Genomic DNA, 13,462 nt, shown 5'->3' on the forward strand with positions numbered 1-13,462 from the left:
GGTCAGGCGTTCTCCTCGGTGCGGGTGGTGGTGTCGGGCGTGCCGGTGACGGCGGGTCCGGCTCCGCCGAGCAGCAGGTAGAGCACGGCCATCCGGATGCTGACGCCGTTCGCCACCTGTTCGACGGCGGTGCAGCGCGCGGAGTCGGCGACCTCGGCGGTGATCTCCATGCCGCGGTTCATCGGGCCGGGGTGCATCACGATGGCGTGGTCCGGCATCCGGGCCATCCGGTCGCTGTTCAGGCCGTAGCGGCGGGCGTACTCGCGCTCGGTGGGGAAGAAGGCGGCGTTCATCCGCTCCCGCTGGACGCGGAGCATCATCACGGCGTCGGACTTGGCGAGGACGGCGTCCAGGTCGTAGGAGACCTCGCAGGGCCAGTTCCCGGCACCGATCGGCACCAGGGTCGGCGGGGCGACGAGGGTGACCTCGGCGCCCAGGGTGGTGAGCAGAAGGACGTTGGAGCGGGCGACGCGGCTGTGCAGCACGTCCCCCACGATGGTGATCCGGCGGCCGGCCAGGTCGCGGCCCGTGCCGTCGCCGGGGGCCCCGTGGGGCACCGGGCCGCCGTCGGGGGCGCCCGCGAGGTGGCGGCGCATGGTGAAGGCGTCGAGCAGGGCCTGGGTGGGGTGCTCGTGGGTGCCGTCGCCGGCGTTGACGACGGAGCCGCCGATCCAGCCGGAGGTGGCGAGGCGGTGCGGGGCGCCGGAGTCGTGGTGGCGGATGACGACGGCGTCGGCGCCCATGGCCTCCAGGGTGAGCGCGGTGTCCTTGAGGGACTCGCCCTTGGAGACCGAGGAGCCCTTGGCGGAGAAGTTGATGACGTCGGCGGAGAGCCGCTTGGCGGCGGCCTCGAAGGAGATCCGGGTCCGGGTGGAGTCCTCGAAGAACAGGTTGACGACGGTACGGCCGCGCAGGGTGGGGAGCTTCTTGATCGGCCGGTCGGCGACCCGGGCCATCTCCTCGGCGGTGTCGAGGACGAGGACGGCGTCGTCACGGGTGAGATCCGCGGCCGAGGTGAGGTGGCGCTGCATCCGGTGCTCCGTGGGAGGGTTTCGGGAACGGTGTGCGGGCTTCGCGGGGGCTTCGGTCCCGGCGCGGCCGGGAGGGCGGTCGGGGGCCTCCGGGTGCGAACCGGCCGCCCGGACCCCACCGGCCGGAGCCGGGGATTCCGGTACGGCGGCGCGGGAGGGCGCGGTACGCGCGTGCGCGGTGCCGGGCGCGTGGCCGGTGCGGGACGGGGAGGGGCGCTACCGCTCGCCGGGCGGGACGGTGCCGCGCCGTCCGAGGAGCACGCTGTCGCGGCCGTCCTCCTCGGTGAGCTGGACCTTGACCGTCTCCCGCAGCGAGGTGGGGAGGTTCTTGCCGACGTAGTCGGCGCGGATGGGCAGTTCGCGGTGGCCCCGGTCCACGAGGACCGCGAGCTGCACGGCGCGCGGGCGGCCGATGTCGCCGAGGGCGTCGAGCGCGGCGCGGATCGTCCGGCCGGAGAAGAGCACGTCGTCGACGAGGACGACCAGTTTCCCGTCGATCCCGTCGGCGGGGATGTCGGTGCGGGCGAGCGCGCGGGCCGGGCGGAGCCGCAGGTCGTCCCGGTACATGGTGATGTCCAGCGAGCCCGCGGACTGCGGGCGCCCGGTGATCTCCTCCAGCTTGGCCGCGAGGCGGCGGGCGAGGAAGACTCCGCGGGTGGGGATGCCGAGCAGTATGACGTCGTCGGCGCCCTTGGCGCGTTCGACGATCTCGTGGGCGATGCGGGTCAGGACCCGGGCGATGTCCGGGGCCTCCAGCACGGGGCGAGCCGCTGGGGCGGACGGGCCGGATGCATCGGAGCGGGCTGAGGTTGCGTCCATGGGAAACGGACCTCCTTCTCCGCCTCACGGGACGGATGTTAAAGGACGTCGGGGATCGTGCCCGGTGAACGATACCAGGGCGGCGGCGGGCGGCGCCGCCCGGGGCGTGGGGGCCGGGGACGGAGGCCCGGCCCCGGGGCGGATGAGCACGGAGGCCGGTCCTCCCGTACGGAAGGCCGTACCGAGGTACGGGAGGGGGTACCGTGAGACGGCCGCGGACCCCGGCGGAGGCGCCCGGCGCCCGGGCCGGATCCCGGTGGGACCCCCTCCGCTTGACGAAGCAGGATTACGCTGCGTAACATCACAGTGAGTTACCAATTCGTCCGGGGAGCTATATGTCCAGCGAATACGCCAAACAGCTCGGAGCCAAGCTTCGCGCCATCCGCACGCAGCAGGGCCTTTCCCTCCACGGCGTCGAGGAGAAGTCCCAGGGCCGCTGGAAGGCCGTCGTCGTCGGCTCCTACGAGCGGGGCGACCGTGCGGTGACCGTGCAGCGTCTTGCCGAGCTCGCGGACTTCTACGGCGTCCCCGTGCAGGAGCTCCTGCCGGGCACCACGCCCGGGGGCGCCGCCGAACCGCCGCCGAAGCTCGTCCTGGACCTGGAGCGGCTCGCCCATGTGCCGCAGGAGAAGGCCGGCCCCCTCCAGCGGTACGCCGCGACGATCCAGAGCCAGCGCGGCGATTACAACGGCAAGGTTCTCTCCATCCGCCAGGACGACCTGCGCACTCTCGCGGTGATCTACGACCAGTCCCCCTCGGTGCTCACCGAGCAGCTGATCAGCTGGGGCGTGCTGGACGCGGACGCCCGCCGGGCCGTGCAGCACGAGGACGCCTGACCGGTCGGGCGCCGTCCGCCGCCGGGGCCGGCGGGCCGGCGGGGGCCGCGGCCCACGGGTGAGCAAGCCGTCCGCGGGGCGGTGCGGAGCCGCACGCACCGCACCGCCCCGCGAGGCGTTTCCGGCTCCGCCGGGGGCGTTCCCGCACGCCGGGGCGCGCCCCGGCGACGGGCCGCGAAGCGGCGGGAGGGCCGGCTCGCGGAGCCGCCGCGGACCCGGGGCGCCCCCGCCGCCGGGGCGCGGCCCGGGCCGCGCGGGGGCGCGGCCACACCCGCCGTCCGTAGCCACCGCGACGCCTTCCCTGTGCGCTGGGCGAGCGCCTTCTCACTCATGGTGACCTCCAGCCCCGTGTGCCGGGGCCGGCGGCCGGCCACGCGCCGGCGGAGGTCCGCGCCGCTCAGCCCTCCGCCGGCCGGCTCCCCTCCCCCGGCGCGGGCGGCGCACCGGATTCCGGCCGGTAGAGGCGTCCGATGACCTCGGGAAGCAGCCGTTCGGTGAGCCGCGGCGGCAGCGCCTGGAGAACGGCCAGGACGGGCGCCATCCGCTCCGGAAGGGCGCCGTCCGCTCCGATGCCGGCCAGGGAGAGGGCCAGTGCCACCTCCTCGGGGCCGAGGGCGTCCGGGTCGAGGCCGGCCGCCGCCTCCGCGAGGGCCGGGCCGACCGTGGCGGGGCCCAGCGCCCGGGCCCGTTCCACGGCCTTCGCGAGATCGGCGAGCAGCAGCCGTACGGTCTCCTCCCCCGCCACGGCCGCCGTGACGGTGAGGTGGAGCGTGGCGGGGGAGCCGTCGAAGGCGGGCTGCGGCTGGAGGTACCAGCCCTCCGCCCGGATCTCGTCGGCCACCACGAAGACGTCCAGGGCGGCCGGGTCCTCGGAGGCGACCGCGATCAGGGAGGCCTCGGGGCGGCCGAGGACCCGGAGGCCGTCGAGGGCGCCGATCCCCGCGGTGAGGGCCGCCGTGGCCGCGTGCACGCGGCGGGAGAGCTCGGTGTAGCCGTCGGTCCCGATGTGTTCCAGCACGGCCCAGGCCGCGGCGAGCGGACCGGCGGACTTGGTGCCCTGGAGCGTGGCGTTGACCACCGGATAGCCGGGCCAGGAGGCGTGCGCGAACCAGCCGTGTCGGCGCAGCTCCGCGTCGCGGACGAGCAGCACGGAGGCGCCCTTGGCCGTGTAGCCGTACTTGTGCAGGTCCACGGAGAGCGAGGTGACCCCGGGGACGGAGAGGTCGAAGGCCGGCGGGTGCGGGACGCCGTCCGCGTACCGCAGATGGCCCAGGTACCAGCCGCCGATGCAGGCGTCGACATGGCAGAGCACGCCGCGGCGCTCCGCCTCGGCCGCCACCTCGGCCACCGGGTCGACGACCCCGTGGGCGTAGGACGGCGCCGAGACGACGACGAGGGCGGTGCGGGGGGTGATCGCCGCCGCGACGTCCTCCGGGCGGACCCGGTACGTCTCCGGGTCCACCGGTACGGAGACGGTCCGCAGCCCGAACAGGGCCGCGGCCTTGTGGAAGGCCGCGTGGACGGTGGTGGGCAGGACGAGTTCGGGAGCCGTCACACCGCGCGTGCGCCGGGCGTGCTCGCGGGCGGTGAGCACGGCGAGCAGGCAGCTCTCGGTGCCGCCGCTGGTGAACGTGCCGACGGTGTCCGGGCCGCCGCCCAGCAGCCGGGCGGCGCGGCCCACCACGGCGTTCTCCAGGGCGACGACGCTGGGGAAGGCCGTCATGTCGAGTCCGTTGACGCCCGCGAACCGCGCCTGCGCGGCGGCCGCGAGCTCTTCGACGCCGTCGAGGCCGGAGTCGTAGACGTACGCCATGGTGCGGCCGCCGTGCACGGGCAGGTCGGCTTCGCGCAGGGCGTCGAGCCGGTCGAGGATGCCGCGCGGGGCGGCGCCCCGGGCCGCGGGGCCGGTGTGCGGTGCGGGGCCGGCCGGGCTCTGGGGCCCGCCGGGGCCGGTGGAAGGGGTGGAGGCGGTCATGGGGACTCCGTCGCGTCGGGGGATGGGGGGGCCGGTGGCCGGGGACGGGGCGACGGCCGGTGCCCGGGGGCGGTGGGCCGCCCGGCCGTCACGGTCATCCGGAAGGGCCCGCCGGGGGGCCCGCTCCAGTGTGTTCGCCGCCGCTCGGCTCACCGGGACAACCTCCGCTCCCACGGGGCGACTCGGGGGCGGGGGACGGGCCGTGCGGGCCGTGCGCGGACCCCGGCCCCGGCATCGAGGGGGACACCGTTCCGGGTACCGGCGCGGGTACGGGCACCGCTGCCGGCTCCGCCGCCGCGTCGCGAAGGGCGCCCAGCTTCTCCTCCGTCAGGTCGTAGCGGGCGAGCAGCGGCAGACTGAGCAGCAGGAGCAGGGCGGGGAGGGCGCCGAAGCCGGTGACGATCGCGGTGAGCGCGGAACCGGGCTGGGCCACCCGGTGCCCGGCACCGGAGGAGACGAAGCCGCCCGCCGCCAGGACGAGTCCGTAGAGCCCGGGGCCGACGGCGAGGCCCAGGGTCTCCCCCGCCGTCCAGAGGCCGGTGAAGAGGCCCGCCCGGCGGCGTCCGCTGGTGAAGGCGTCGGCGGCGATGGCGTCGCCCAGCATGGCCAGCGGCAGCATCTGCATGCCCGCGTAGCCGGCTCCGGCGAGGGCCACGGCCGCGTAGACCGCCCCGCCGGGCAGTTCGCGGGCGAAGGCGGCCGTCGCGGCCCCGGCCAGGAAGCAGCCGGAGGCGGCGAGGGCCGCGGAGCGCTTGCCGGTGCGGCGGCCCACGGCCAGCCAGAGCGGCATCGCGAGCAGCGAGGGCAGGATGAGGCAGGCGAAGAGGACGCTGGTGGCGGAGGGCCGGTGCAGGATGTACGTGGCGAAGTACTGGGTGCCGGCCAGCATCAGGCCCGTCGCGGCGGCCTGGGTGACGAAGGCGGCGAGCAGCCAGGTGAAGGGCCGGTTGCCGCGGGCCGCCCTGAGCTGCGCCGGGAGGCCGGGTTCGCTCGTCACACGCAGCACGGCGGGCGCACGCGCCGTCGCGGCGAAGGCGGCCAGCATCCCGGCGCAGAGCAGGGCGCCGATGACGGCGCCCATCAGCCGGTAGCCGCCGGGCGAGCCGTGGTCGTCGCCGGAGGCCCCGGCCAGCAGCGGCGCCAGCGCGCCGGAGAGCAGGATGGCCGCGCCGAGGAAGGCGACCCGCCAGCTCATCACGCGGGCGCGCTCGTCGGGGTCCGCGGTGAGTTCGGCGGGCAGGGCCACGTACGGGACCTGGAAGCAGGCGTATCCGGTGGCGGTCAGCAGGAAGAGCACGGCCACGTACGCCGCGGCCCAGCCGCGCTCCAGGTCCGGGGCGGCGAACATCGCGGCGAAGCAGAGCGGCATGGTGAGCGCGCCCAGCAGCATCCAGGGGCGGCGCGGGCCCCAGCGGTGCGCGGTGCGGTCGGAGAGGCTGCCGATCCACGGGTTGAGCAGGACGTCCCACGCCTTGGGGAGGAAGACGAGGAGTCCCGCGAGGCCGGCGGTGACGCCGAGGATGTCGGTGAGGTAGTAGAGCAGCAGCAGGCCCGGAACGGTGCCGAAGGTTCCGGTGGCGAAGGACCCGAGGCCGTAGCCGATCCTGACCCGGGCGGCCAGCGGGCCGTCGCCTGCGGCCGGTCCGCTCCTCCGCGCGGGACGGCCTGCGCCGGTGGCCGCCACCGGGGCAGGGTTGTCGTGATCATGATCGGGCATGCGGTGAACCTAGAACACGTCACAGAAACGCACCAGGCCCGCGGCGGAAGTCCGTGCGGATTCCCGCCGCGGGCCCGGTGCGGTCCTGCGGACCCGGTGCGGTCCTGCGGACCCGGTGCGGTCCTGCGGTCCCGCTGCGGTCCGGCGGTCCCGCTGCGGTCCGGCGCCGTACGCGGCCGCGAGCGGCGTTCGCGCGGGCCGGACGCCCGGCCCGGGGGCCGGAGAGCCGGGGCTAGGCCCGGCGGAGCCCCGGCTTCAGCTCCTTGAAACGGCCCAGCAGACCATTGACGAAGGACGGCGAGTCGTCGGTGGAGAACTCCTTGGCGAGCTGCACCACCTCGTCGATGACCACCGCGTCCGGTGTGTCGTCCTCCCAGATCAGCTCGTACGCGCCCAGCCGCAGCAGGCAGCGGTCGACGACGGGCATCCGGTCGAGGGTCCAGCCGACGGAGTAGGTGCCGATCAGCTCGTCGATGTGACGGGCGTGCTCGGCGTATCCCTCGACCAGTTGCAGGGTGTACTCGTTGACCGGCGGCTGCCGGTCGTCGGTCCGGGCGAGCCGCAGCCAGTCCGCGAGCACCGTGCGCACGGGCACCCCGCGCTGGTCGGACTCGAAGAGGATCTGGAAGGCACGCTTGCGGGCCTTGGTGCGGGCAGCCACGGTCAGCCCGTCACCCGGCCGAGGTACTCACCGGAGCGCGTGTCGACCTTGATCTTCTCGCCGCTGGTGATGAAGAGCGGCACGCCGATCTCGTAACCCGTCTCCAGCCTGGCGGGCTTGGAGCCGCCGGTGGAGCGGTCGCCCTGCACGCCCGGCTCGGTGTACTCGATCGTCAGCTCGACGGCGGCGGGCAGCTCGATGTAGAGCGGGTTGCCCTCGTACATCGCCACGACCGCCTCGAAGCCCTCCAGGAGGTAGTTGGCGGCGTCGCCGACCGTCGCCGGGGAGATGTAGATCTGGTCGAAGGTCTCCGAGTCCATGAAGACGAAGTCGTCGCCGTCCTTGTACGAGAACTGCATCCCGCGCTTGTCGACGCTGGCCGTCTCGACCTTCACCCCGGCGTTGAAGGTCTTGTCGACCGTCTTGCCGGAGAGCACGTTCTTCAGCTTGGTGCGGACGAAGGCGGGGCCCTTGCCGGGCTTGACGTGCTGGAACTCGACGACGGACCAGAGCTGGCCGCCTTCGAGCTTGAGCACCATGCCGTTCTTGAGGTCGTTCGTGGATGCCACGGTTGCGGTGTCTCCTGGACTGAAGCTGATGGAACCAAGGGCGTTGCGCAGGCTACAGCGGCCACGGCACCGGCGGCGAATACGAACGCGCGGCCACCGGGCACGACTACAAAGCGAGCAGTTCCTTGGTCGTGATGGTGAGTAGCTCGGGTCCGCCGTCCGCCTCGGGACGGACGACGAGCGTGTCGTCGATCCGGACACCGCCCCGGCCCGGGAGGTGAACCCCCGGTCCGACGGTGACCGGCACACAAGCGTCCAGTTTACCCATGGCGGTCGGGGACAGTTCGGGGTCCTCGTGGATTTCCAGCCCCACCCCGTGTCCCGTCCACCGCGGCTGCCCGCCGCCGTGTCCCGCCGCGTCCAGGATCTGCCGGGCAGCCCGGTCCACCTCCCGGTACTCCACGGTGGGCGCCAGGGCCTCCCGGCCCGCCCGCTGCGCCGCGAACACCACCTCGTACAGCTCGATCTGCCAGCGGGCCGGCGAGGTGCCGATGACGAAGGTGCGCCCCAGCTCGCAGTGGTAGCCCCGGTACTCGGCACCCAGGCAGACGCTGAGGAAGTCACCCTCCTCCACCCGCCGGTCCGACGGGGAGTGGCCGGGGACACCGGAGTTGGGGCCGGTGCCGACCGAGGTGGGGAAGGCCGGCCCGTCCGCACCGTGGTCGACGAGGCGGCGCTCCAGCTCCAGCGCCAGATGGCGTTCGGTGCGGCCGACGAGGATCGACTCCAGCAGCTCGCCCAGGGCCTGGTCGGCGATCTCCGACGCGATCCGCAGGGAGGCGATCTCCTCCTCGTCCTTCACCAGCCGCTGCTGCTCGACGGCGCGGGCCAGGTCGGTGAGGCGCACGTGCGGGGCGGCCGCGCCGAGGGCCCGGTGCCGGGTGACGGAGAGGTCGTGCTCCTCGACGGCCAGCAGCTCCGCGCCCGCCGAGGCGGCGAGGCCGGCGGCGGCCGCGGCCGAGTCCGCGGTGCCCGCGGGCAGCACCCGCACCCGCAGATCACCGGCCACCTGCCCTTCGGCGAGGTCTCCGGCCGGCGGGCGCGGGCAGAGGAGGACGTCGCCGACCGGGCCGCCCGGGCCGCCGGGCCCGAGCAGCAGGGCGCCGCCGGCCGGTGCCGCGCCGGCGAGATAACGGATGTTGGCGGGGCGCGAGACGAGGACGGCAGCCTCACCGGCTGCCGCGCACCGGTCGCGCAGCTGTGAGCGGCGGGACGCGTGCACCTCTGACATGTTCCGACCTTATGGGCGCGTCCCGGGCCCGGCCCCCCGAACGCGTCCGGACGGGGGGCCGGCCCCGGGGCGGGGTGTCAGAACTGCGGCGGGCTGGCCAGGCTGCGGCTGATGGCGTCGTCCAGGGCCCGGGCCGTGGTCGCCACGTCGTACTGCGAGTTGTCGATGATCGGCAGCCCGGAGCCGTACCAGCCCGCCATCCGGCCGTGGATACGGGCGACCTCCTCGTCGGTCAGCCGGCGGGTGCCGCTGCGGGCGGCGTTCCGCTCCAGGACGATCTCCAGCCCGGGCAGCAGCACCACCGGCACCAGTCCCGGCCCGACATGGCGTTTCCAGCCGCCGAGGCCGACGGCCGGGCGGTCCGGGAAGACGGCGTCGTCGAGGATGCAGGAGATGCCGTTGGCCAGGAAGTTGCGGGCCGCGAAACCGCAGGTGCGGCGGGCCAGCCGGTACTGCGCCTCGGAGTGGTCGTTCCAGCCCGAGCGCGGATCGGCGAAGCCGGAGCGGACCCATTCGCGGACGTCGTCCAGGCTGATGTGCGCGGTCGGCACCCGCCGGCTGTCCGCCCAGTGCCGGGCGACCGTCGTCTTGCCCGCTCCGGCCGGTCCTATCAGCAGCACCGCGACGGCGGCGTGCGCCGCGTCGGATGCCGCCGCGCCCGGCGCGGCACCGGGCGCGGGCACGGGGGCCCCGGCGGGCAGCCGCAGAAGCCCGGTGGCGTCCCCGTGCTGCGGCTGGGCGTGGTGCCCCTGCTGCCCCGGAGCGCCGTGCCGGCCGGGAGACGGGGCCTGGTGCGGCGGCGGGCCGGCCGGCCGCGGATACGGCGGGGCGGGTGGTGCGGGCTGCCGGTGCGGCGGGCCGGGCGGCGGCGGCTGGTGCGGTGGGCCCGGCTGGTCCGGCTGCGGCTGGTGCGGCTGGTGCGGCTGGTGCGGGCCCGGCGGCGGCCCCGGCGGGGCGGGCTGCGGGCGGTGGCCCGGCGGCACCGGTCCGGGCGGGCCCGGCGGCACCGGGGCCCCGCCGTGCGGCGCGGGACCGCGCTGGTGCCCCGGATGGCCCGGGGGGCCTCCCTGCGCCCAGGAGGGGTGGGCGGGGCCGTGGGGTGGTGGCAGCGGAGCCCCCGTCGCGTGCTGCATCCGCTGAGTCTCCGTCTCGTGCGGGCGGACTGGCCGGTGTTCGACGCGTTCGTGCGGCCGAACGCCACCGAACGGTACCGTCCCCGGCCGTATCCGCAGAACGGCCGGGGTCGGCGGAACGTGCCCGGTCAGCCGGTCGCGGCGTCGGCCAGGGCGCGCAGCGCCAGCCGGTAGGAGCCGAGGCCGAAGCCGGCGACGGTCCCGGAGGCGACCGCCGCGATGACCGAGGTGTGCCGGAACTCCTCCCGCGCGTACGGGTTGGAGATGTGCACCTCGATCAGGGGCGCGGTGCGCTGTGCGGCGGCGTCCCGCATGCCGTACGAGTAGTGCGTGAAGGCACCGGGGTTGATGACGACGGGGATGCGCCCGTCGGCCGCCTCGTGCAGCCAGCGGATCATCTCGCCCTCGTCGTTGGTCTCCCGGACGTCGACCGTGAAGCCGAGTTCGGCACCGAGACGGGTGCACTCCTCGACCAGCCCGGCGTAGCTGGTCGAGCCGTAGACGTCCGGCTCGCGGGAGCCCAGCCGGCCGAGGTTGGGGCCGTTGAGCACCAGGACGTGCCGTGGTCCTGCGGTCATGCGGAGACCTCCCCGTAGGCGGCCAGCAGGAGGGCCGGGTCCGGGCCCTCCAGGACGGTGGGCTTGGCGAGGCCGTCGAGGACGATGAAGCGCAGCAGGTCGCCGCGGGACTTCTTGTCGACCTTCATGGTCTCCAGCAGCCGGGGCCACTGGTCGCCGCGGTAGGAGACCGGCAGGCCGAGGGATTCCAGGACGGTGCGGTGCCGGTCGGCGGTGGCGTCGTCCAGCCGCCCGGCGAGGCGGCCGAGTTCGGCGGCGAAGACCATGCCGATGGAGACGGCCGCGCCGTGCCGCCACGTGTAGCGTTCGTTCTTCTCGATGGCGTGGCCGAGGGTGTGGCCGTAGTTGAGGATCTCCCGCAGGCCCGACTCCCTGAGGTCGGAGGAGACCACCTCGGCCTTGACCCGGATGGAGCGCTCGATCAGCTCGGCGGTGTGCCGGCCGCCGGGCCGGCGGGCCTCCTCCGGGTCGCTCTCGACGAGGTCGAGGATGGCCGGGTCGGCGATGAAGCCGGCCTTGACCACCTCGGCGAGCCCGCTGACGTAGTCGTGGGCGGAGAGCGAGTCCAGGCTGGCCAGGTCGCAGAGGACGCCGGCGGGCGGGTGGAAGGCGCCGACGAGGTTCTTGCCCTCGGCGGTGTTGATGCCGGTCTTGCCGCCGACGGCCGCGTCGACCATGCCGAGGACGGTGGTGGGCACCGCGATCCACCGCACGCCGCGCAGCCAGCTCGCGGCGACGAAGCCCGCGAGGTCGGTGGTGGCGCCGCCACCGACGCCGACGATCGCGTCGGAGCGGGTGAAGCCGGTCTGGCCGAGCGCCTTCCAGCAGTAGGCGGCGACCTCGGCGGTCTTGGCCTCCTCGGCGTTGGGCACCTGGATCGCGATGGCCTCGTGGCCCTGCGCCGCGAGGTCGGCGCGGAGTGCCTCGCCGGTGGCCTCCAGGGCCTCGGGGTGGACGACGGCCACCCGCTGGGCCGCGGGGCCGATCAGCGAGGGCAGCTCGCCGAGGAGTTGCCGGCCGACGAGCACGGTGTACGGGTCGGTGCCGGCGGTGCCGCCGACCTCGATGGCGGTGGGGGTTTCCGTCATGTCTGCCTCAGTTCGAGTGCGTCGAGGACCGCTTCGGCGACGTCCTCCGGGCTGCGGCCGTCGGTGGCCACGACGGCGCGGGCGGTCTCCGTGTACAGCGGGCGGCGCTGCTCCATCAGGGCGCGCCACTGCCGGCGGGGGTTGACGGCCAGCAGCGGGCGCGGGGCGTCGAGACCGACGCGCTTGACGGCGTCGGCGAGGCCGACGTCGAGGAAGACGACCGGCAGTCCGGTCAGCAGGCTCCGGGTCTCCTCGTCCATGACCGCCCCGCCGCCGAGGGAGAGGACGCCGGGGTGTTCCGCGACCGCCTCGCGGACGGCCCGCCGTTCCAGGGCACGGAAGTGCGGTTCGCCGTCCTCGAAGAAGATCTCCGGGATCGGCTTGCCCGCGATCCGCTCGATGTCGCTGTCGGTGTCGCGGTAGCCGGTGCCGAGCCGCTCGGCGAGGAGCGCGCCGACGGTGGACTTGCCGGAGCCGGGCGGGCCGATCAGCACGACGGCGGGGCCACGGCCGGGCGCGGGCCCGTCGCCCGGCTGCGTTTCCGTCCCCGTCACCGGATGGCCAGGGCGTCGAGGAAGGAGCGGACGTTGCGCCGGGTCTCGGGGACGCTGTCGCCGCCGAACTTCTCCGCCACCGCGTCCGCCAGGACGAGCGCCACCATGGCCTCGGCCACGATGCCCGCCGCGGGCACGGCGCAGACGTCGGAGCGCTGGTGGTGTGCCCGGGTGGCCTCGCCGGTGACGACGTCGACGGTGGCCAGGGCGCGGGGCACGGTCGCGATGGGTTTCATCGCGGCCCGCACGCGCAGCAGTTCGCCGGTGGAGAGCCCGCCCTCGGTGCCGCCGGAGCGGCCGGAGGTGCGGCGGATGCCGTCCTCGGTGGAGACGATCTCGTCATGGGCCTGCGAGCCGGGCACCCGGGCGAGGTCGAAGCCGTCGCCGACCTCCACGCCCTTGATGGCCTGAATGCCCATCAGGGCTCCGGCGAGGCGGGCGTCCAGCCGCCGGTCCCAGTGGACGTGCGAGCCCAGGCCGACCGGGACGCCGTAGGCCAGTACCTCGACGACGCCGCCGAGGGTGTCGCCGTCCTTGTGGGCCCGGTCGATCTCGGCGACCATCGCCTCGCTCGCCGCCGGGTCGAGGCAGCGCACCGGGTCGGCGTCCAGCCGTTCCACGTCGGAGGGCTGGGGCAGCACCCCGTACGGGGCCCTGGCGGCGGCCAGTTCGACGACGTGGGAGACGATCTCGATGCCGGCCGTCTCCTGGAGATAGGAGCGGGCGACGGCGCCGAGCGCCACCCGGGCGGCGGTCTCCCGGGCGGAGGCGCGCTCCAGGACCGGCCGGGCCTCGTCGAAGCCGTACTTCTGCATGCCCGCGAGGTCGGCGTGGCCGGGACGGGGGCGGGTCAGCGGGGCGTTGCGGGCCAGTTCGGCGAGGACGGCCGGGTCCACCGGGTCGGCGGCCATGACCTGCTCCCACTTGGGCCACTCGGTGTTGCCCACCATGATCGCGACCGGGGAGCCGAGGGTCAGGCCGTGCCGGACGCCGCCGAGGAAGGTGACCTCGTCCCGCTCGAACTTCATCCGGGCGCCCCGGCCGTAGCCGAGCCGCCGCCGGGCCAGGGCGTCCGCCACCATGTCCGTGGTGACGGGCACGCCCGCGGGCAGCCCTTCCAGCGTCGCGACCAGTGCGGGGCCGTGCGACTCCCCCGCGGTCAGCCAGCGCAACCTGCTCAACGGTGCTCCTCATGCTCGCGCCCTGGTGTGTGCGGCGGCACGGCCGGGTGCGCGGCCCCGGCCCGCCGCCGTCGATCCTGCCATGCCGG

The 13,462-nt window shown here is 75.1% G+C and carries 13 protein-coding genes; 1 reads left to right on the forward strand and 12 read right to left on the reverse strand.

Going from position 1 to position 13,462, the window contains the following annotated elements; genetic code table 11:
* Positions 1-2 precede the first annotated feature (2 nt).
* Both KBZ10_RS06350 and pyrR read right to left on the reverse strand, forming a co-directional pair.
* Positions 3-1,031, reverse strand: a complete 1,029-nt coding sequence (locus KBZ10_RS06350) for an aspartate carbamoyltransferase catalytic subunit (RefSeq protein WP_210986512.1) — start codon at positions 1,029-1,031, stop codon at positions 3-5.
* Positions 1,032-1,247: 216 nt separating this feature from the next.
* On the reverse strand, positions 1,248-1,850 hold the full coding sequence (pyrR, locus tag KBZ10_RS06355; protein ID WP_210986513.1) for a bifunctional pyr operon transcriptional regulator/uracil phosphoribosyltransferase PyrR: 603 nt from the start codon (positions 1,848-1,850) through the stop codon (positions 1,248-1,250).
* Positions 1,851-2,185: 335 nt separating this feature from the next.
* Between pyrR and bldD the strand changes: the two genes are divergently transcribed.
* Entirely contained in the window at positions 2,186-2,686 is a 501-nt protein-coding gene (gene bldD / locus KBZ10_RS06360) for a transcriptional regulator BldD (protein WP_019708725.1), read from the forward strand.
* 397 nt (positions 2,687-3,083) lie between these two features.
* Here the strand turns inward: bldD and KBZ10_RS06365 are convergent, their stop codons facing one another.
* The 10 genes from KBZ10_RS06365 to aroC all read right to left on the reverse strand — a co-directional run bounded on the left by KBZ10_RS06365 (position 3,084) and on the right by aroC (position 13,373).
* Positions 3,084-4,661 carry an aspartate aminotransferase family protein gene (locus KBZ10_RS06365; RefSeq protein WP_210986514.1) on the reverse strand — a complete coding sequence of 526 codons (1,578 nt, stop codon included), beginning with the start codon at positions 4,659-4,661 and terminating at the stop codon, positions 3,084-3,086.
* A gap of 94 nt (positions 4,662-4,755) precedes the next feature.
* Positions 4,756-6,378 (reverse strand): MFS transporter, encoded by a 1,623-nt coding sequence (locus tag KBZ10_RS06370; protein ID WP_247701915.1) that lies wholly within the window; start codon positions 6,376-6,378, stop codon positions 4,756-4,758.
* A 232-nt stretch (positions 6,379-6,610) separates the two neighbouring features.
* Positions 6,611-7,039, reverse strand: a complete 429-nt coding sequence (gene nusB / locus KBZ10_RS06375) for a transcription antitermination factor NusB (protein WP_210986515.1) — start codon at positions 7,037-7,039, stop codon at positions 6,611-6,613.
* A gap of 2 nt (positions 7,040-7,041) precedes the next feature.
* Positions 7,042-7,608, reverse strand: a complete 567-nt coding sequence (efp, locus tag KBZ10_RS06380) for an elongation factor P (protein ID WP_210986516.1) — start codon at positions 7,606-7,608, stop codon at positions 7,042-7,044.
* Between the two features lie 106 nt (positions 7,609-7,714).
* Positions 7,715-8,839 (reverse strand): M24 family metallopeptidase, encoded by a 1,125-nt coding sequence (locus KBZ10_RS06385; protein ID WP_210986517.1) that lies wholly within the window; start codon positions 8,837-8,839, stop codon positions 7,715-7,717.
* A 77-nt stretch (positions 8,840-8,916) separates the two neighbouring features.
* Entirely contained in the window at positions 8,917-9,972 is a 1,056-nt protein-coding gene (locus KBZ10_RS06390) for an AAA family ATPase (protein ID WP_210986518.1), read from the reverse strand.
* 128 nt (positions 9,973-10,100) lie between these two features.
* Complete coding sequence (gene aroQ, locus KBZ10_RS06395) at positions 10,101-10,550, reverse strand: type II 3-dehydroquinate dehydratase (protein WP_210986519.1); 450 nt, start codon at positions 10,548-10,550, stop codon at positions 10,101-10,103.
* A complete protein-coding gene (gene aroB, locus KBZ10_RS06400; protein ID WP_210986520.1) occupies positions 10,547-11,638 on the reverse strand; it encodes a 3-dehydroquinate synthase in 1,092 nt (363 codons plus the stop codon). The genes aroQ and aroB overlap by 4 nt, the downstream gene beginning before the upstream one ends.
* Positions 11,635-12,192 carry a shikimate kinase gene (locus tag KBZ10_RS06405; RefSeq protein WP_210986521.1) on the reverse strand — a complete coding sequence of 186 codons (558 nt, stop codon included), beginning with the start codon at positions 12,190-12,192 and terminating at the stop codon, positions 11,635-11,637. Before KBZ10_RS06405 ends, aroB begins: the two co-directional genes overlap by 4 nt.
* Positions 12,189-13,373, reverse strand: a complete 1,185-nt coding sequence (aroC, locus tag KBZ10_RS06410) for a chorismate synthase (protein ID WP_210986522.1) — start codon at positions 13,371-13,373, stop codon at positions 12,189-12,191. The genes KBZ10_RS06405 and aroC overlap by 4 nt, the downstream gene beginning before the upstream one ends.
* Between the last annotated feature and the right edge of the window lie 89 nt (positions 13,374-13,462).

This window comes from Streptomyces sp. F63, from assembly GCF_018070345.1.
GTDB lineage: Bacteria > Actinomycetota > Actinomycetes > Streptomycetales > Streptomycetaceae > Streptomyces.

Bases quoted from the DNA above. Each gene is read 5' to 3' on its own strand.
- bldD (WP_019708725.1), top strand. From the start codon at position 2,186: ATGTCCAGCGAATACGCCAAACAGCTCGGAGCCAAGCTTCGCGCCATC.
- KBZ10_RS06350 (WP_210986512.1), bottom strand. From the start codon at position 1,031: ATGCAGCGCCACCTCACCTCGGCCGCGGATCTCACCCGTGACGACGCC.
- pyrR (WP_210986513.1), bottom strand. From the start codon at position 1,850: ATGGACGCAACCTCAGCCCGCTCCGATGCATCCGGCCCGTCCGCCCCA.
- KBZ10_RS06365 (WP_210986514.1), bottom strand. From the start codon at position 4,661: ATGACCGCCTCCACCCCTTCCACCGGCCCCGGCGGGCCCCAGAGCCCG.
- KBZ10_RS06390 (WP_210986518.1), bottom strand. From the start codon at position 9,972: ATGCAGCACGCGACGGGGGCTCCGCTGCCACCACCCCACGGCCCCGCC.
- KBZ10_RS06385 (WP_210986517.1), bottom strand. From the start codon at position 8,839: ATGTCAGAGGTGCACGCGTCCCGCCGCTCACAGCTGCGCGACCGGTGC.
- KBZ10_RS06370 (WP_247701915.1), bottom strand. From the start codon at position 6,378: ATGCCCGATCATGATCACGACAACCCTGCCCCGGTGGCGGCCACCGGC.
- aroQ (WP_210986519.1), bottom strand. From the start codon at position 10,550: ATGACCGCAGGACCACGGCACGTCCTGGTGCTCAACGGCCCCAACCTC.
- aroB (WP_210986520.1), bottom strand. From the start codon at position 11,638: ATGACGGAAACCCCCACCGCCATCGAGGTCGGCGGCACCGCCGGCACC.